Here is a 17,989-nt window from a genome sequence, read left to right as displayed (position 1 = left end):
GCCAAACTACTCCCTGGGATCATGGGTCCCGGATCTGCGCTTCGCTTGTCCGGGACGACACCGAGAGTGTGGCTATGACTGCCCCAGATACTTCTTCATCTCCGCAATGAGCCCATCACGCAGTTCCGGCCGCTTCAGGCCGTAGGCGATGTTGGCGCGGAGGAAGCCGGGCTTGGAGCCGCAATCATGGCGCTCGCCCTCGAACTCGACGCCGTAGAATTTCTGCGACTTGGCGAGGCCGATCATCGCGTCGGTGAGCTGGATCTCGCCGCCGGCGCCGCGCTCCTGGGTCTCCAGGATCTTGAAGATCTCCGGCTGGAGGATATAGCGGCCGGTGATGGAGAGATTGGAGGGCGCGGTGCCCTTGGCCGGCTTCTCGACCATGCCGTCGACCTCGAACATCTTGCCGGTGCGCTTGCCGACGCCGCAGATGCCGTATTGATGGGTGAGATGATCGGGCACCGCCTCGACCGCGATGACGTTGGATTTTTCGCCGAGCGTTGAAGCCGTCTCGATCATCTGCTTCAGGCAGCCGGTCGTGTTGAGCACGAGCTCGTCGGGCAGCACGACCGCGAACGGCTCGTTGCCGACGATGTCGCGCGCACACCAGACCGCGTGGCCGAGGCCGAGCGGCGCCTGCTGGCGGGTGAAGCTGACGGCGCCGGCCTCCGGCTGGTTCTGCGCCAGGATGTCCTGCTCGGCCTTCTTGCCGCGCGCGGCGAGCGTCGCGTCGAGCTCGAACATCTTGTCGAAATGATCTTCGATGACGTTTTTGTTGCGGCCGGTGACGAAGATGAAATGCTCGATGCCGGCTTCCCTCGCCTCGTCATAGACGTATTGGATCAGCGGCTTGTCGACGATGGTCAGCATTTCCTTCGGCATCGCCTTGGTGGCGGGCAGGACGCGGGTGCCGAGGCCGGCGACGGGGAATACGGCTTTGCGAATTTTCATGGGACAGATCGAATACCTGAGGACGTGAAGGGAGCAATGGTATCTTGCTAGCTTGTTTGCAGCCGCTAACAAAGGCGGATGTGGGGCCTCGCGCTCACAGAGTTGAGAAAAAGGCCGACACCAAAATTCACCTTTGTTAAGCTATTGGCAACCGGTACCGGGCCTCCTGAAGGCGGATTTTCGGCCGGACAGGTAGGGTATGATGCAATCAGTGGCAGCGCTGGCGAAACGTGCTGGATTTGTGACCGGCGCAATGATGCTTGCGACCGCTGTGCTGCTGCCTGTCAGCGCGAACGCCCAGGCGCAGAACGGTCTGTCGAACCTGTTCGGTGGCATTTTCTCCGGCCCGAATCCGGCGCCCTCGCAAGCCCCGCCCGGCCCCGGCGGCGCGCTGCCCTGGACCGGCGAGGACGGCGCCTCCGGTCATCCGCTGATGACGGCCGCCGCGATCCGCGAAGCGGCCGCCAACTTCAACAATTGCGTCGCGGGGATGTGGCCCGATGCCGCACGCCGCAACATCACGCAGGAGAATTTCCAGCGCTTAACGGCCGGGCTCACACCCGACCTGCGCATCATGGACCTGATGGATTCGCAGCCGGAATTCACCAAATCGATCTGGGACTATCTCGACATCCTCGTGAACGACAACCGCCTCGCCAAGGGCCGCGAGGTCCTCGCCAAATACAAGGCGCAGTTCGACGCCACCGAAAAGGCCACCGGCGTCGACCGCTATATCATCGCCTCGATCTGGGGCATCGAGTCCAATTACTCGACGCAGATGGGCGACCGCAGCGTGCTGCAATCGACCGCGACGCTCGCCTGCATCGGCCGCCGCCAGGCCTATTTCAAGGACGAGTTTCTCTCCGCGCTGGAGATCCTCAACCGCGGCGATCTCAGGCCTGAGCAGATGCGCGGCTCCTGGGCCGGTGCCTTCGGCCCGACCCAGTTCATGCCGACCGCGTTCAAGCGCTTTGCCGTGGATGGCGATGGCGACGGACGGCGCGACGTCGTCGACAATCCCAGCGATCTGATCGCCTCGACCGCCAACAATCTGAAGAAGGACGGCTGGCAGGCCGGCCAGACCTGGGGCTACGAGGTCGTGGTGCCCCAGGGCTTCAACTACATGCTGGCCGATCGCGCCAAGGCGATGACGATGGCGCAGTGGGAGAAGCTCGGGCTCAAGCGCCCGGCCAACCAGCCCTTCCCGCATCCGGCCGAGAAAGCCTATCTGCTCGCCCCCGCCGGGGCGCAGGGCCCGGGCTTCCTGATGCTGCAGAATTACCGCGTCATCATGAAGTACAACCCGGCCGAGGCTTATGCGCTGGCGATCGGCCATTTTGCCGACCGCCTGCGCGGCGGCCAGCCCTTCGTGCAGCCCTGGCCGCGGCAGGAGCGCGAGCTGTCCCGCACCGAGCGGCTGGAACTCCAGCAACTGCTGGCCCAGCGCGGCTTCTACAAGGGTACCCCGGACGGCCAGTTCGGCGGCCAGACCCGGGAGGCGCTGCGCAATTTCCAGGCCTCGATCGGGGTCCCCGCCGACGGATTTGCCTCCTCCGACGTGCTGGATCGGCTCCGCGGGCGGTAAAACCGCCCCGAAAGTAACCCTGAACAGGGATTTTGCCCGATCACCTTGACCGGGACGGCTGTTCCCCGGTGTATGGCGGAAGAATCTGCGAAGAGAATCTGCCCGTTTGGCGCCGGATTCCGCTATTATATCGAGCCTGTCCCAATCCCCATTGCGCGTGCCTGAGATCGCATGTCGAAGCCAAAGTCTTTCTTCAAGGCGCTGACCGAGACCGGCCCGTTGATCGCGCTGGGGACGGCGCTTGCGATCCTGGTGTCGGTCGCGGGACCCGCCTCGGCGCAGTTCTTCAACTTCCCCGGCTTCGGCGGCCCGCCGCAGCGGCAGGCCCCGCCACCACGGAACGGTGGAGGCGGCGGCTGGTTCGGCGGCGATTTCTTCGCGCCGTTCCAGCAGCAACAGCCGCAGGCGCCGCGCCAGGATTTTTCGCGCGCGCCGGCACCTAGCAAGCGCGACACGACGCCCGACAAGAACGTGCTGGTGATCGGCGACGCCATGGCCGACTGGCTCGCCTACGGCCTCGAAGACGCCTACACCGAGCAGCCCGACATGGGCGTGATCCGCAAGCACAAGACCACGTCCGGGCTGATCAAGTACCAGCCGAAGGGTGAGCCCGCGGACTGGGCGGGGGCAGCGAAAGGCATCCTCGAGACCGAGAAGCCCGACGTCATCGTCGTCATGCTCGGCCTCAACGACCGCATCTCGATCCGCGAGGCCGCGCCCGACAAGGCGACGGACAAGGACAGGAAGAACGACAAGGGCGCGCGCGCCAAGCCGCAAGGCAAGCCAGGCGACAAGGCCGGCGACGCCAAACCTGATTCCGCCGCCAAGCCGGACGACAAGCCCGCCGACGCCGACCTGCCGCAGGACGACGCCGACAACGCCGACACCCCGGCGGCCGCAGCGCCCGAGAAGACCGCGCGCAACCCGAACGGCCTCTACGAATTCCGCGACGAGCGCTGGGTCGAGCTCTACGGCAAGAAGATCGAGGAGCTGGCCAACGTCCTCAAGTCCAAGGGTGTGCCGGTGCTCTGGGTCGGCCTGCCCGCGATCCGCGGCCCCAAGGGCACGGCGGACATGCTGTTCCTGGATTCGCTCTATCGCGAAGGCGCGGCCAAGGCCGGCATCACCTATGTCGATGTCTGGGACGGCTTTGTCGACGAAGCCGGCCGCTTCCTCCAGAAGGGCCCGGACTTCGAAGGCCAGATCCGCCAGCTCCGCAGCTATGACGGCGTCTATTTCACAAAGGCCGGCGCACGCAAGCTCGCCCACTATGTCGAGCGCGAGATCACGCGCCTGCTCGCCGGACGCTCCGGCCCGATTGCGTTGCCGAGCGAGCCTGCGACCCCCGACACCAGCGCCGAGCCCGGCAAGCCCGCGCCGCGGCCGCTGGCGGGCCCGATCGTGCCGCTGGTAGCGGCCTCGATCTCGACCGATCAATTGCTGGGCGGACCGGGTTCACGTCCCGCCGCCGTCGATGCGCTCGCCGCGAAGACGATGGTGAAGGGTGAGCCACTGGCCGCCCCCGCCGGCCGTGCCGATGATTATGCCTGGCCGCGCCGCGAAGTCGGCCGCGAGCAGGCCAAGGGCGATACGCCGATGGCTGCGACGACGCCGGATGGTGGTGCTGCGGCTCCCGGTACGCCAAGCGCCGCCGCCGCGATCGCGCCGCCCAGACTCGCGCCGAAGAAGCCGCCGGTGGTGCAGCAGCCGCAGCAGCCGGCCCAGGCATCGCCGTCGTTCCGCGATTTCTTCGGCTTCGGCTCTCCGCAGCCGCCGCCGCGTCAATTCGCGCCGGCGCCGCGCAATCCGAATCCCAATCCCGCGATCCCGCGCCCGCCTGGCAACGTCGGGCGATCGGCGGAGATGTTCCGGTAGTTTTTCTGAATTGAGATCTCGTGTCCCGGACGCGCTGCAGCGCGTAACGCTGCTGCGCAGAGCCGGGACCCAGCATTGCAGCACTCACAAAAGAATGGGCCCCGGCTCAGCAAAGCGGCTTTACCGGACGATGCTACGCATCGCCCAGGCCGCATTGCGTCCGGGGCACGAGAGACGGGAGCTTTGGCTCAGCCGTAATAGCGCCAGCGCGGCGGCGGGCGACGGGCCGGACGCGACATCAGAAGCGCGAGTGCGAAGCCGATCCCGCCGGCGATCAGCAGCGCACCGAGCGGATTGTCCTGTACCTTCTTGGCAAGCGCCTGCGAACCGTCGCGCAAGGTCTCGGCCGGCTTGTCGTAGGCATCCTTGGCGTAGCCCGCCGCCGTCTCGCCGGCGTCGCGCACGGCATCCTTGGCCTGGCCGTAGAGGTTCTGCACGGTGCCGGCGGCTTCCCGCGCCTTGCCTGACGCCTGTGTCTGCGCATCGCCAGCGAGATCACCGACGGCGCTTTCTGCGCGCCCAGCGAATTCCTTGGCCGATCCGACGATCCGATCCTTGTCCATGTTGCTCCTCCTCGGGGGTCAGCCCAAGTAACCGATCAGGAGCAGTGCGGTTCCAAGCTTCTGCGAAAGTGTGTAGGCCGGACTACGCTTCCGCCTGCGCTCTCCGGGCGGACCAGTCGCTCCATCCGGGCTACAGGATGAGCCCGCCATCGACCACCAGCGTCTGGCCAATGATGTAGGACGACAGCGGCGAGGCCAGGAACAGCGCCGCGCCCGCCATGTCAGCCGGCGTGCCCAATCGCCGCAGCGGAATGCGTGACAACGCGCCTTCGAGCCGCTTGGGATTGTCGGTGGTCACCTTCGTCATCTTGGTGTCGACGAGGCCGGGTGCGATACCGTTGACGCGGATGCCGTCCTCGGCCCAGGCCTCGCCCAGCGTCCGCGTCAATCCGACTGCGCCGGTCTTCGAGGCGTTGTAGGCGGGATTGCCCATGGTGGAATGATAGGCTGCGGTCGAGGACACCATGATCAGCGCGCCCTTGCTATCGCGCAGCATGGAGTGAAACCGCGTCGCGCAGGCCATCAGGCTCATCAGATTGACCTCGACGACCTTGCGGAAGCCGGCCATCTCGAACTCGCCGCGGCGATAGAGCACCGCGCCCTGCGCGAGCACCAGGATGTCGAGCCGGTCGAACGACGGATCGAACGCCTCGATCGCGCCGGCATTGCTGACATCGAGCTGTGCATAAGCGAGCCCCGTGAGATCGGAGCCTTCCCCAGCTGAATATTCCGTTGCGTGAGCACGCGTGCCGCAGACTGCAACTTGCGCGCCCCTGGCGCGAAAGGCTTGCGCGATGCCGTTGCCGATGCCGCTGGAACCGCCGACCACCAGCACCTGCTTGCCTGAGAAATCGAGCTCGTTCGCCATCGCGGCCTCCCCTTTTGTTTTGCTTGTTTGACCTGTCTGCGGATCGATGCCAGCCTTGTCCATCTCATAACAAGAAACAAGAGACGCGAGGAAACGGCATGTCCGAATTCAAGGAGCTCAGCCGGTCGGTGAAGGGCCTGACCGTTCTCGTCACGGGCGCGGCGAGCGGCATGGGGCGCGCGACCGCGCGCGTGTTCGCCGCTGAAGGCGCGAACGTCGCCGTCACCGACTTTGATGAACAGGGCGCGCTGTCCGTTGCCAGGGATATTGCAGCGAACGCCGGATCAGCGAAGGCGTGGAAGCTCGATGTCGCCGATGGCGGCGAGATCAAGCGCGTGGTTGGCGATGTCGCGGCGCATTTCAGCGGGCTCGACATCATCGTCAACAATGCCGGCATCTCCGTGCGCGTCGCGATCGACGACGAGGCTTACGAAGATGCCTGGGCCAGGGGCATCGCGGTGATGCTGACGGCGCATCCGCGTATCATCCGCGCTGCGCTGCCGCACCTGCGCAAGTCGAAGAGCCCGCGCATCGTCAACATCGCCTCGACCGAGGCGCTCGGCGCCACCGCATTGCACAGCCCCTATTCGGCAGCGAAGGGTGGCGTGGCGAGCCTCACGCGCTCGCTCGCCGTCGAGCTCGGCCGCGAGGGCATCACGGTCAACTGCATCTGCCCGGGCCCGATCCGCACCGCCATCACCGACCGCATCTCCGAAGAGCACAAGACCATCTACGCCAAGCGCCGCACTGCACTCGGCCGTTACGGCGACCCCGAGGAGGTCGCGCATATGACGCTCAGCCTGTGCCTGCCGGCGGCCTCTTTCCTCACCGGCGCGGTGATCCCGGTGGATGGCGGGCTGATGGCGCGCAACGCGTGAGAGGTATCAAAGGCGCGTAGCCCGGATGGAGCGTAGCGCAATCCGGGAAGGTCTTTCCGCGGGGCAAGAACCCCGGATTACGCTGCGCTCCATCCGGGCTACGGGCTACCATGCGTGGCAAGCGTTGACATCTGCTAGTGCGAGAGTAGCTTTTTCACGGGCAGAGCGGGACCAACCGCTCGCGGTTCGCGGGAGAAACACCATGACGATCGCCATCCGGCAGCTTCAGACACATTTTGTCGGCGAGGTTTCCGGCCTCGACCTGCAAAAGCCTCTCACCGAGGCCGAGGCGCGCGAGGTCGAGGCTGCCATGGACAAATATGCGGTGCTGGTCTTCCACGACCAGGACATCACCGACGAGCAGCAGATGGCCTTCGCGCTGAATTTCGGCCAGCGCGAGGACGCGCGCGGCGGCACCGTGACCAAGGAGAAGGACTACCGGCTCCAATCGGGCCTCAACGACGTCTCCAATCTCGGCAAGGATGGCAAGCCGCTGGCGAAGGACAGCCGCGCGCATCTGTTCAATCTCGGCAACTGCCTGTGGCATTCGGACAGCTCGTTTCGCCCGATCCCCGCAAAATTCTCGCTGCTGTCGGCGCGGGTGGTGAACCCGAAGGGCGGCAATACCGAGTTCGCGGACATGCGCGCGGCCTATGACGCGCTCGATGACGACACCAAGGCGGAGATCGAGGATCTCGTCTGCGAGCACTCGCTGATGTATTCGCGGGGATCGCTCGGCTTCACTGAATACACCGACGACGAAAAACAGATGTTCAAGCCGGTGCTGCAACGGCTGGTGCGGACGCACCCAGTGCATCGCCGCAAGTCGCTCTATCTTTCATCGCATGCCGGCAGGATCGTCAGCATGAGCGTCCCCGAAGGCCGGCTGCTGCTGCGCGATCTGAACGAGCATGCGACGCAGGCCGAGTTTGTCTACGTCCACAAATGGAAGCTGCATGATCTCGTGATGTGGGACAACCGCCAGACCATGCATCGCGTCCGCCGCTACGACCAGTCCCAGCCCCGCGACATGCGGCGCGCGACGGTGGCGGGGACAGAGCCGACGGTACAGCAGCAGGCAGCGGAATAGGCGCGGCATTGGAGTAGCCACAAATTCCGCCGTCGTCCCGGACAAGCGTAGCAAAGCGAAGCGCAGATCCGGGACCCATAACCACAGGCCGTGGTTTGGCGAAGACTAGTGGTGACCAGCCCGCTTCAACAACGACTTCCTGGGGTTATGGGTCCCGGATCTGCGCTCCGTTCTGGACAACGCTACGCGTTGCCAGAAGCTCCGCTTGTCCGGGACGACAGCGGAGGTTGGCGCAACAGTTACGCGTGTCCCGCCTCGTTGGATAGCATCCCGGGATCGATGCCGATCTTGCGCAGCGCGCGGCCGTACTTCTCGTCGACATCGTCGCCGAAGATCAAATCCGAATCCGCATCGCAATGCAGCCAGCCATTGCTCTGGATTTCCGTCTCGAGCTGGCCCGGCGCCCAGCCGGCATAACCAAGCGCGAGGATGGCGTGCTTCGGGCCGGAGCCGTTGGCGATCGCCCGCAGGATGTCGACGGTCGCGGTGAGGCAGACGCCGTCGTCGATCCGGAGCGTCGCGTTCTCGATGTAGAAATCGCTGGAATGCAGCACGAAGCCGCGGCCGGTATCGACCGGCCCGCCGCGCAGCACCTTCATGCTTTCGGCGTTCTCCGGCAGCTTGATGTGCTCGCCCTTCTTGATGATGCCGAGCTGCTGCAGGAGCTCGGGGAAGTCGATGCTGCCGGCGGGATGATTGACGATGATGCCCATCGCGCCCTCGGCGGAATGCGCACAAAGATAGATCACCGAGCGCTCGAAGCGCTCATCACCCATCACGGGCATCGCGATCAGGAGCCGACCGTCGAGATAACCGGCCGAACTGGGGAGCGCGGGAGCCGCGCTGCGGGTGCTTTCGCCCGTCCTTTTGCCTGTGGGAGCCATCGGTGAAGCACTCCGGTTTCAATTCCTATCCTGATGTCGGGCCGGGCCGCTGTCAAATCAAGGCTTGCCTAGACTTGATTCAGGTGCATCCATCACAAGCAATTCAATGGTTTGCCCAGGGGCGACCCTGTAAAGACGTGCCATGCTGACAAGAGTTCCCCTGCATGCGGCGATTGGCGTCGCAACAACCCTGCTTGCGTCGTCGATTGCGCTTGCCGCCCGCGCCGACGACGCTTCGCCCTGGCAGCGCGACGGTCATTCCGCAGTGCGATTGCTGGCGGGATCGCGCAGCGGCGCCGTCCTGCTCGGCGGTATCGCCTTCCAGCTCCAGCAGGGATGGAAGACCTACTGGCGTATCCCCGGCGATTCCGGCGTTCCGCCGCGGTTCGATTTCTCGAAATCGGACAATGTCGAAGCGGTGACGGTGATGTGGCCGGCGCCGCTGAAATTCGATGACGGCGCGGGTGGGCATTCGATCGGCTATCACGGCCAGATCGTGCTGCCTCTGCGCATCGTGCCCAAGGCGCCCGACAAGCCGGTGACGCTGCGCGCCGAGATCAACTATGCCGTGTGCGAGAAGCTCTGCGTTCCCGTCGAGGCCAATGTCGAGCTCGGCTTCAACAACGTCGCCTCGACCGAGGACGCCAATCTGCGTGCCGCGCTCGACACCGTGCCGAAGCCTGCCACGATCGGTGATCCCAATCCGCTGACCATCCGCGACGTCAGGCGCGACGGGCCCAAGAATGTCGTGGTCGATGTGGTCGTGCCCGATAGCCGCGGCGTCAATTTGTTCGTGGAAGGGCCGACGCCCGATTGGGCGTTGCCGATCCCGGCGCCGGTCGAGCGCGGCGGCCCGCCCGGCGTGCAACGATTTTCCTTCGAGCTCGACGGACTGCCGCCGGGCGCCAAGCCCGACGGAGCGGCGCTGAAGTTTACGCTCGTCGCGCCCGAGAAATCGTACGAGTTCAATACGAATTTGGAGTGAGCCGGAGCTATCGTCCCAGCGAAGGCCTGGATAGCGGCGAGCGAGTTGCTCTGCTAGCGCCCCACATTCAGCTGTCGTCCCGGGGCGCGCAACGCGCGAGCCCGGGACCCATACCCACAGGGTGTGGTTTGGCGAAGACTCGTGGTTACCTGTGGGCGCAACAACTTCTCCCTGGGGTTATGGGTCCCCGCCCCCCGTGCGCAATTGCGCACTAGGCGGGGAGGACAGCTAGGCTGGAGCGACAGCATGCCTCACCCAACCCAATCTTAACGAATGGTTGCTAATCCCCCAAGGGCTACCGCATCAGGCCTGCCGCAACATGCGGGACGCCTGATACGGACGCCCTGGGGATCTCGAATTGGCCGTGATGGATGCAGAACCCGCAACGACCGGACCTGCCGGCCTCATCGCGCGGCTGCGCGCGAAGCTGACGGGCGGATCGAACGAAGCGTCGCTGACGCGGCGCTTGGCGGGCACCATCTTCATCATCCGGGTGATCAGCGCGGGCCTTGCCTATGTCTCGCAAGTTCTGCTCGCGCGCTGGATGGGGACGTCCGACTACGGCATCTATGTCTATGTCTGGACCTGGGTGCTGCTACTCGGCAGCATGATGGATTTCGGCATCTCGGCGTCCGCGCAAAAGATCATTCCCGAGTATCGCACCAGCGGCGAGCATGCGCTGCTGCGCGGCTTTCTCTCCGGCAGCCGCTGGCTGACCTTTGCCGCGTCCACGCTGGTGTCGCTTGGGCTCGCCGGAATCGTCAAGCTGCTGTCGCCCTGGATCGATCCGGCCGAGGTGCTGCCGCTCTATATCGGCTGCATGACGCTGCCCGCCTTCGTCGTCGCCAACACCCAGGACGGCATCGCGCGCTCGCATGACTGGATGCGGCTCGGTCTGATGCCGCAATTCATCATCCGCCAGGCGCTGATCATCGGCATCACCGCCGCTGCCTTCCTGCTCGGCTATCATCTCGGCGCGGTCGCCGCGATGGTCGCGAGCGCCGGCGCGGTGTGGATCGCGATGACCGGGCAGATGGTGGTGCTGAACCGCAGGCTCGCCGATCACATCGAGCCCGGCCCCAAGACCTACGACATCAGCGGCTGGCTCGCCGTCTCGCTGCCGATCCTGCTGGTCGAGAGCTTTTACCTGCTGCTGTCCTATACCGACGTGCTGGTGCTTCAGCAGTTCCGCCCATCGGACGAGGTCGGTGTCTATTTCGCGGTGGTGAAGACGCTCGCTTTGGTCTCGTTCATCCACTACGCGATGTCGGCGACCACGGCGCATCGCTTCGCCGAATACAACGCGCTCGGCGACAAGGCGCGCCTGTCGGCCTATGTCGCGCATGCCATCAACTGGACGTTCTGGCCGTCGCTGGCGGCGACGATCGTGCTGCTTGCGCTTGGCAAGCCGCTGCTCTGGCTGTTCGGCCCGCAATTCACGGTCGGCTACGACATCATGTTCGTCGCCGCGATCGGCCTCGTGGTGCGCGCCGCGATTGGACCGGTCGAGCGCCTGCTCAACATGCTCGGTCAGCAGAAGATCTGTGCGCTGGCCTACGCGCTGGCCTTCGTGATGAACCTCGTGCTCTGCATCGCGCTGGTGCCACGCTTCGGCGGTCACGGCGCCGCGGCCGCGACCTCGATCTCGCTGACATTCGAGACAGTGCTGCTGTTCTGGATCGTGCGCCGGCGGCTCGGCCTGCACGTGCTGGCGTTTGGCAAATAGGCGCCGCCACCCGGGTTGCCGGCCTGGAGAATGGCTGTTTCGCGCCTTGCGCGGCGGCGACTGAAACCCCCTCCCCGCCCGCAGTATGTAGCAAGATTTTTCTTATTCAACCCAAGCGGTTGCGCTTCAGGGAAATTTTATTCTACGTCATATTGCCCAACCGACGAGATAAACCTAAGATTCCCAGACATGATTGATCCGCTCTATGTCGCCTCCGGATTCGGCGTCGGCCTGCTTGTCGGGATGACCGGCGTGGGTGGCGGTTCGCTGATGACGCCGCTGCTGATCCTGCTGTTCGGCATCCACCCCTCCACCGCCGTCGGCACCGACCTGCTCTATGCCGCCGCCACCAAGACCGGCGGCAGCGTGGTGCATGGCTGGTCGCGGAGCGTGCACTGGCCCGCCGTGCTGCGGCTCGCCTGCGGCAGCATCCCGGCGAGCGCGCTGACGCTGCTCGTGCTGTGGAAGCTCGACCTCAGGAGCGATGCCGAGCGCAGCCTGGTCAATCTGGTGCTGTGCTTTGCACTGCTGCTGACCGCGACCTCGCTGATCTTCCGCAAGGCCCTCATGGAGCGCTATCGCGGCCGGCTGGAATGTGTCGACGATCGTGCCACGGCGATCGCGACCATCGTCACCGGCATCGTGCTCGGCGTGCTGGTGTCGATCTCGTCCGTCGGTGCCGGCGCGGTCGGCGTCACCGTGCTGCTGCTGCTCTATCCGCGCCTGCCGATGGCGACCATCGTCGGCTCGGACATCGCGCATGCGGTGCCCCTGACGCTGGTGGCCGGTGCCGGACATTGGGCGCTCGGCGACGTCGATTGGGCCCTGATGGGCGTGCTGCTGCTTGGCTCGTTGCCCGGCATCATCGTCGGCAGCCTCAGTGCGACGCGCGTCCCCGAGACGGTGCTGCGGCTGACGCTTGCCTGCGTGCTGTTCGTGGTCGCCGGCAAGATCATGTTCGCGGAGCTGAACCTGTCGTCCGCGATCGTGACAGCGCTGGCCTGGACGCATTAGGCCGAGGGTTGCACCCCACTCTCACTGTCATCGCCCGGCTGACCGGGCGATCCAGCATTCCAGAAGCTAACGTTGGCGAACGCGCTCTTGTAACTTCCGCCGCGGCGTACTGGATGCCCCGGTCAAGCCGGGGCATGACACCGGTCGTTACTCCGCCGTCCAGCCGCCGTCGATCGACAGGTTGGTGCCGGTGATCTGCGCGGCGTCGTCGCCGCACAGGAACAGCGCGAGCGCTGCGACCTGCTCGGAGGTGACGAACTCCTTGGTCGGCTGCGCGTCGAGCAGCACGTCGTTGATGACCTGCTCGCGCGTGAGGTTGCGCGCCTTCATCGTGTCGGGGATCTGCTTCTCCACCAGCGGCGTCCAGACATAGCCGGGGCTGATGCAGTTGCAGGTGATCTTGTGGGTCGCGACCTCGAGCGCCACGGTCTTGGTCAGGCCGGCGATGCCGTGCTTGGCCGACACATAGGCGGACTTGAAGGGCGAGGCGACCAGCGAGTGCGCCGACGCCGTGTTGATGATGCGGCCCCAGCCCTTCTTCTTCATGCCGGGCACCGCCGCGCGGATGGCATGGAAAGCCGAGGACAGGTTGATCGCGATGATCTGGTCCCACTTCTCGACCGGGAATTCCTCGATCGGCGAGACGAACTGGATGCCGGCATTGTTGACGAGGATGTCGACCGAGCCGAACGACTTCTCGCCGAGCGCGATCATCCCGGCGATCTCGGCGGGCTTGGTCATGTCGGCCGGCGAATACACCGCCTTCACGCCGAAGTCGGACTCGATCTTGGCGCGTTCCTTCTCGATGTCTTCCGGCGAGCCGAAGCCGTTGATGACGACATTGGCGCCGGCGGCGGCGAAGGCGCGCGCATAGGCGAGCCCGATGCCGCTGGTCGAACCGGTCACGACGGCGTTCTTGCCTGACAGACTACCCATGTTATTCGCTCCTTTTTGGCGGGGGCGCGGTGACGTCCCCCGTGAGATCGTAGGTCACCATGGTCTCGCCGGACTGCGGCCGCTCGAGCCAGTCCTTGTGGCGCATCGACAGATGCACGTCGCGCACGCCGGCTTCCCAATGCTCGACCATGGCGACATGCGAGAAGTCGTAATCCTTCGACGAGGATTCGTAGTTCTTGCTGCGATAGATCAGGTGCACCACGGTGACGGTGCTTTCGCGCGACACCTTCGCGAGGAATTCGACGGACGGATCGTTCTTCAGATAGTCCGGCAATTTGCCGATCAGGTCGCGCACGGCCCTGCGGGCGTTGTGCAGCTGCTTGTTCTTGTCGGTGTTCATCCGCGTGCGGCTGGAGAAGCGGATGTCCTTCTCGCGCTCGGTCGCCTCGAGCAGCGAATTCGGCAGATCGCCGCGGGCGCTGAACAGATCGACCTGGAAGATCAGCATGTCGCGAGCGACCTCGGCATCGAGCACGTAGTCGAGCGGCGTGTTGGAGGCGATGCCGCCGTCCCAGTAATGCTCGCCGTCGATCACGACGGACGGAAAGCCCGGCGGCAGCGCGCCGGAGGCCATGATGTGCTCGGGGCCGATGGTCTTGCCGAGCTTCTTGAACTCGTAATTGTCGAAATATTTGAAGTTGCCCGAAGTGACGCCGACGGCGCCGACCGACAGGCGCGTCTTCAGATCGTTGATGCGGTCGAAATCGACCAGGCGCTCCAGCGTCTTCTTCAGCGGCGCGGTGTCGTAATAGCTCTCGGCCTGCTTGCTGCCGGGCGGCCAGAGCGGCGCGGGCGGAATGCGCGGCGTGAAGAAACCGGGCACGCCGAAGGTCGCGATCAATGCGGCACTGGTCGAATTGAACAGCTCGCGGCTGTGATCGCTCTTGCCGATCGGCTTCCACGGCACCGGCGCCGACACCATCTCCCAGAATTCCTTGAGCCGGTTGATGCGGGTGTGTCCCTCATTGCCGGCGATGATGGCGGCGTTGACCGCGCCGATCGAGATCCCGGCGACCCATTCCGGCTCGAAGTCGAAATGGCACAGCGCCTGATAGGCGCCGGCCTGATAGGAGCCGAGCGCCCCACCGCCCTGGAGGACCAGGACGCGCTGCGCCTTCGCGGGGACTGTTGCGACTTCCGGGCTATGATCGGTCATGTGGGAACAATAGCAAAAGGCGAGCCACCGTGGCGACAGTCCGCCGCGGCGTCAATGCATCCCGGGATCAAGTCTGGCTTATCGGGGGTCGGTCGAGGCCAGGATCAAGGTCCAGAACACCTTGTATTTGGTGCCGGGAGCATAGCCCGCCGCGATGCCCAGTTTTGTGACACCGCTCTTGAGCATGTTGGCGCGGTGCGGAGGCGAGTCGCGCCAGCCGGAAAACGCTTCCGCCAGCGTATGATAGCCCGCCGAGACGTTCTCGACCGCCACCGTCGCCGGATAGCCGCCCGCGCTGAGGCGCTTGGCCAGCGGCGCGCGGACGTCATGGTCCATCTTGTTGGCCGCCGCCATGGCCTGGGACTGGGATTCGGCGAGCCGCATCAGGTCGGGGTCGATCACGACGGTGCCGAGGGCGTTGTTCTGGCGGTATTGCGAGATCATGATCGCTGCCGCCTGCGCGTCGAGCTTGGCGCCCGGGACCGACATGTCGGCATACATGGTCGGCTGCTGGACCGGTGCTTCGTTGCCGGCGCAGCCGGCGAGAAGCAAAGTGATTGATATCGCGGCCGCGGCGCGCATTTTCAGGAGCCCCCAATGAGGGGCCGTTGTTGCATACCAACCGTGGCTGAAAGGTGAATATTGAGGAAGATTTGAGCGTTTGGCCGCGGCGCCTAGCCCGCAAATATCCGGTAGCGGCGCGGTTCGAGGCCGATCGTGTCGCCGGCGCGAAGTTCCCTGTCGCGCGGGGCGTCGATCTCGATGGTCTCGCCGCCGGACAGGGCCACCTCGGCCCGCTGCACCGGGCCGAAATTCCGGACGTGCTGCACGGCGCCCTCGAAGGCACCGCTTCCGGGCGGGCCGACCAGCATGTCATGTCGCCGCACGAACAGTTTTGACGCGCCAGACACCAAGCCGTCTGCTGCAAGATTGAGTGGGCGGTCGCCGAGCCTGATGACGCCGCCTTCGACCTGGACCGGCAGCTCGATGGATTCGCCGATGAAGCCGTGGACGAACGCGGTCGCCGGGCTTTCATAGACGTCGTCGGGCGAGCCGATCTGCTCGATCCTGCCCTTGTCCATCACCACGACGCGGTTGGCGACTTCGAGCGCCTCCTCCTGGTCGTGGGTGACGAAGATCGAGGTGACGTTGATCTCCTGGTGCAGCGAGCGCAGCCATCGGCGCAGCTCCTTGCGCACCTTGGCATCGAGCGCGCCGAAGGGCTCGTCGAGCAGGAGGATGCGCGGCTCGATCGCGAGCGCGCGGGCGAGTGCGATGCGCTGGCGCTGGCCGCCGGAGAGCTGGCTCGGATAGCGGTCGGCGAGCCAGTCGAGCTGCACGAGATCAAGCAGCTCCTTGACGCGCGCACGAATGGTGGACTCGTCCTTGCGGCTGGCGCGCGGCTGCACGCGCAGGCCGAAGGCGACGTTCTCGAACACCGTCATGTGGCGGAACAGCGCGTAGTGCTGGAACACGAAGCCGACGTTCCGTTCGCGCGCGCCCTGCGCCAGCGCATCCTCGCCATTGAAGGAGACCTCGCCGGAATCGGGCCAGTCGAGGCCGGCGATGATGCGCAGCAGCGTGGTCTTGCCGGAGCCGGACGGCCCGAGCAGCGCCAGCAACTCGCCATTGTCGACCTTGAGATCGACGCCGTCGAGGGCTTTGAAGCTGCCGAACTGCTTGACGAGATTCCTGACTTCAATGGTCACTTGCGTCGTGTCCTTCGTCGAGGTGACGTTCGAGAACGGTCTTGGCGATCAGCGTGATCAGGGCCAGCATCGCCAGCAGCGAGGCGATCGCAAACGCAGCAACGAACTGGTACTCGTTGTAGAGAATCTCGACCAGCAGCGGCATGGTGTTGGTCTCGCCGCGGATGTGTCCCGATACCACCGACACGGCGCCGAATTCGCCCATCGCGCGCGCGTTGCAGAGCAGGACGCCGTAGAGCACGCCCCATTTGATGTTGGGCAGGGTGACGCGGAAGAAGGTCTGCAGGCCCGAGGCGCCGAGCGAGATCGCGGCCTCCTCTTCCTGCGTGCCCTGCTCCTGCATCAGGGGGATCAGCGCGCGCGCCACGAACGGGAAGGTCACGAAGGTGGTGGCGAGCACGATGCCGGGCACCGCGAACAGGATCTGGATGTCGTGATCCCTAAGCCAGCTGCCGAAATAGCCCTGCGCACCGAACAGCAGCACGAAGACGAGGCCCGAGATCACCGGGCTCACCGAGAACGGCAGGTCGATCAGCGTGATCAGGAAGGTCTTGCCGCGAAACTCGAACTTGGCGATGGCCCATGCCGCGACGAGACCGAATACGAGATTGAGGCCGACCGAGATCGCCGCCACGATCAGCGTCAGCTTGATTGCAGCCAGCGCTTCCGGATCGGCAAGCGCGGAGAAATAGGCGAGAACGCCTCTCGAAAAGGCCTGCGCGAACACCAGAACCAGCGGCAGCACGACGAAGACGCTGAGGAAGGTCACCGCCAGCGCGATGATGGCGATACGTATTGCGGGCGGTTCGGTGCGAAGGCTGTCGCGTGCCGCAGCGGCGTGTGCACGTGCGCGCGCATCGGTCGAAGGCAGCGAGACGGAATCTGCGATCTGCATCGTCATGATCTGCCCTCAGCGCGCCGGAATCCGGCTCTGCGCCCAGCGCTGGAGCCGGTTGACGGCGAAGATGATGACGAAGGAGACGACGAGCATGACCACGGCGATCGCGGTCGCGTCGGCATAGCGGAATTCGGACAGCCGGATCACGATCAGGAGCGGCGCGATCTCGGACACGTTCGGCAGATTGCCGGCGATGAAAATCACCGAGCCGTATTCGCCGACCGCACGGGCGAAGGCGAGCGCGAGGCCGGTGAGCAGCGCCGGTCCGAGCGAGGGCAGGATCACTCGGATGATGGTCTGCCAGCGGCTGGCGCCGAGGCTGCCCGCGGCCTCCTCGATCTCGGGGTCGAGGTCCTGGAGCACCGGCTGCACGGTGCGCACCACGAAGGGGATGCCGATGAAGATCATGGCGACGAAGATGCCGATCGGCGTGAACGCCACCTTGATGCCGAGCGCGGCGAGCGGCGCACCCAGCCAGCCCTTCTCGGCAAACAGCGCGGTCAGCGCGACGCCGGCGACCGCCGTCGGCAGCGCGAACGGCACGTCGACGATGGCGTCGAACAGCCGGCGTCCGGGGAAGCGGTAACGTACCAGCGCCCAGACGATGATGCTGCCCATGACCAGATTGACGCAGGCCGCCGCAAAGGCGAGGCCGAAGGAGACGCGCAAGGCGTTGAGGGTGCGGCGGCTGGACAGGATGTTCCAGAATTGCTCGGGGCTAAGCTCCAGCGATTTCAGGAACAGCCCGGCAAGCGGAATCAGGATGATGATGGAGAGCCAGGAAAGCGTCAGTCCCATCGTGAGACCGAAGCCCGGCAAAGTCCGTCGTCGTGCTGCAACTGCGCTCACC

General features: G+C 65.2%; 17 protein-coding genes. 7 read left to right on the top strand and 10 right to left on the bottom strand.

What is annotated here, in order from left to right:
* Positions 1–72: 72 nt before the first annotated feature.
* Positions 73–951, bottom strand: a complete 879-nt coding sequence (gene galU, locus AB7008_RS06160; RefSeq protein WP_028157432.1) for a UTP--glucose-1-phosphate uridylyltransferase GalU — start codon at positions 949–951, stop codon at positions 73–75.
* 253 nt (positions 952–1,204) lie between these two features.
* Here galU and AB7008_RS06155 point away from each other — a divergent pair, with 253 nt between their 5' ends.
* Together AB7008_RS06155 and AB7008_RS06150 are read left to right on the top strand one after the other, a co-directional pair.
* The gene (locus AB7008_RS06155; RefSeq protein ID WP_304492777.1) at positions 1,205–2,536 is read left to right on the top strand and encodes a lytic murein transglycosylase; all 1,332 of its coding nucleotides are present in this window, start codon (positions 1,205–1,207) and stop codon (positions 2,534–2,536) included.
* A 171-nt stretch (positions 2,537–2,707) separates the two neighbouring features.
* Complete coding sequence (locus AB7008_RS06150; RefSeq protein ID WP_248881422.1) at positions 2,708–4,411, top strand: SGNH/GDSL hydrolase family protein; 1,704 nt, start codon at positions 2,708–2,710, stop codon at positions 4,409–4,411.
* Between the two features lie 188 nt (positions 4,412–4,599).
* On the opposite strand, the gene AB7008_RS06145 is transcribed toward AB7008_RS06150, so the two are convergent.
* Together AB7008_RS06145 and AB7008_RS06140 are read right to left on the bottom strand one after the other, a co-directional pair.
* A complete protein-coding gene (locus AB7008_RS06145) occupies positions 4,600–4,974 on the bottom strand; it encodes a CsbD family protein (RefSeq protein ID WP_014498172.1) in 375 nt (124 codons plus the stop codon).
* Positions 4,975–5,104: 130 nt separating this feature from the next.
* Entirely contained in the window at positions 5,105–5,842 is a 738-nt protein-coding gene (locus tag AB7008_RS06140; protein WP_028157429.1) for an SDR family NAD(P)-dependent oxidoreductase, read from the bottom strand.
* A gap of 98 nt (positions 5,843–5,940) precedes the next feature.
* Here AB7008_RS06140 and AB7008_RS06135 point away from each other — a divergent pair, with 98 nt between their 5' ends.
* Both AB7008_RS06135 and AB7008_RS06130 read left to right on the top strand, forming a co-directional pair.
* A complete protein-coding gene (locus AB7008_RS06135; RefSeq protein ID WP_304492775.1) occupies positions 5,941–6,720 on the top strand; it encodes an SDR family NAD(P)-dependent oxidoreductase in 780 nt (259 codons plus the stop codon).
* A gap of 202 nt (positions 6,721–6,922) precedes the next feature.
* On the top strand, positions 6,923–7,810 hold the full coding sequence (locus AB7008_RS06130; protein ID WP_441258637.1) for a TauD/TfdA dioxygenase family protein: 888 nt from the start codon (positions 6,923–6,925) through the stop codon (positions 7,808–7,810).
* Between the two features lie 239 nt (positions 7,811–8,049).
* Here the strand turns inward: AB7008_RS06130 and AB7008_RS06125 are convergent, their stop codons facing one another.
* Positions 8,050–8,694 (bottom strand): YqgE/AlgH family protein, encoded by a 645-nt coding sequence (locus tag AB7008_RS06125; RefSeq protein ID WP_014498176.1) that lies wholly within the window; start codon positions 8,692–8,694, stop codon positions 8,050–8,052.
* A 142-nt stretch (positions 8,695–8,836) separates the two neighbouring features.
* Here AB7008_RS06125 and AB7008_RS06120 point away from each other — a divergent pair, with 142 nt between their 5' ends.
* The 3 genes from AB7008_RS06120 to AB7008_RS06110 all read left to right on the top strand — a co-directional run bounded on the left by AB7008_RS06120 (position 8,837) and on the right by AB7008_RS06110 (position 12,419).
* Positions 8,837–9,679 carry a protein-disulfide reductase DsbD domain-containing protein gene (locus tag AB7008_RS06120; RefSeq protein ID WP_248881420.1) on the top strand — a complete coding sequence of 281 codons (843 nt, stop codon included), beginning with the start codon at positions 8,837–8,839 and terminating at the stop codon, positions 9,677–9,679.
* 358 nt (positions 9,680–10,037) lie between these two features.
* Positions 10,038–11,405, top strand: a complete 1,368-nt coding sequence (locus AB7008_RS06115) for a flippase (protein ID WP_441258636.1) — start codon at positions 10,038–10,040, stop codon at positions 11,403–11,405.
* A 189-nt stretch (positions 11,406–11,594) separates the two neighbouring features.
* Positions 11,595–12,419, top strand: a complete 825-nt coding sequence (locus tag AB7008_RS06110; protein WP_441258635.1) for a sulfite exporter TauE/SafE family protein — start codon at positions 11,595–11,597, stop codon at positions 12,417–12,419.
* A 147-nt stretch (positions 12,420–12,566) separates the two neighbouring features.
* On the opposite strand, the gene AB7008_RS06105 is transcribed toward AB7008_RS06110, so the two are convergent.
* The 6 genes from AB7008_RS06105 to cysT all read right to left on the bottom strand — a co-directional run bounded on the left by AB7008_RS06105 (position 12,567) and on the right by cysT (position 17,988).
* Entirely contained in the window at positions 12,567–13,355 is a 789-nt protein-coding gene (locus tag AB7008_RS06105; RefSeq protein ID WP_028157423.1) for a 3-hydroxybutyrate dehydrogenase, read from the bottom strand.
* Position 13,356: 1 nt separating this feature from the next.
* Positions 13,357–14,532 (bottom strand): DUF3734 domain-containing protein, encoded by a 1,176-nt coding sequence (locus tag AB7008_RS06100; RefSeq protein ID WP_028157422.1) that lies wholly within the window; start codon positions 14,530–14,532, stop codon positions 13,357–13,359.
* A gap of 78 nt (positions 14,533–14,610) precedes the next feature.
* Positions 14,611–15,114: a CAP domain-containing protein gene (locus AB7008_RS06095; RefSeq protein WP_248881416.1), complete on the bottom strand. Its 504-nt coding sequence runs from the start codon at positions 15,112–15,114 to the stop codon at positions 14,611–14,613.
* 92 nt (positions 15,115–15,206) lie between these two features.
* Positions 15,207–16,241 (bottom strand): sulfate/molybdate ABC transporter ATP-binding protein, encoded by a 1,035-nt coding sequence (locus AB7008_RS06090; protein ID WP_014498183.1) that lies wholly within the window; start codon positions 16,239–16,241, stop codon positions 15,207–15,209.
* On the bottom strand, positions 16,231–17,142 hold the full coding sequence (gene cysW / locus AB7008_RS06085) for a sulfate ABC transporter permease subunit CysW (RefSeq protein WP_441258634.1): 912 nt from the start codon (positions 17,140–17,142) through the stop codon (positions 16,231–16,233). Before cysW ends, AB7008_RS06090 begins: the two co-directional genes overlap by 11 nt.
* A 9-nt stretch (positions 17,143–17,151) precedes the next feature.
* Positions 17,152–17,988: a sulfate ABC transporter permease subunit CysT gene (cysT, locus tag AB7008_RS06080; RefSeq protein ID WP_080584160.1), complete on the bottom strand. Its 837-nt coding sequence runs from the start codon at positions 17,986–17,988 to the stop codon at positions 17,152–17,154.
* Position 17,989: the final 1 nt, after the last annotated feature.

This window comes from Bradyrhizobium sp. 521_C7_N1_3, from assembly GCF_052075975.1.
In the GTDB taxonomy this organism is placed as follows: Bacteria; Pseudomonadota; Alphaproteobacteria; order Rhizobiales; family Xanthobacteraceae; genus Bradyrhizobium; species Bradyrhizobium japonicum.
This window is presented reverse-complemented; position numbering and strand designations above follow the sequence as displayed.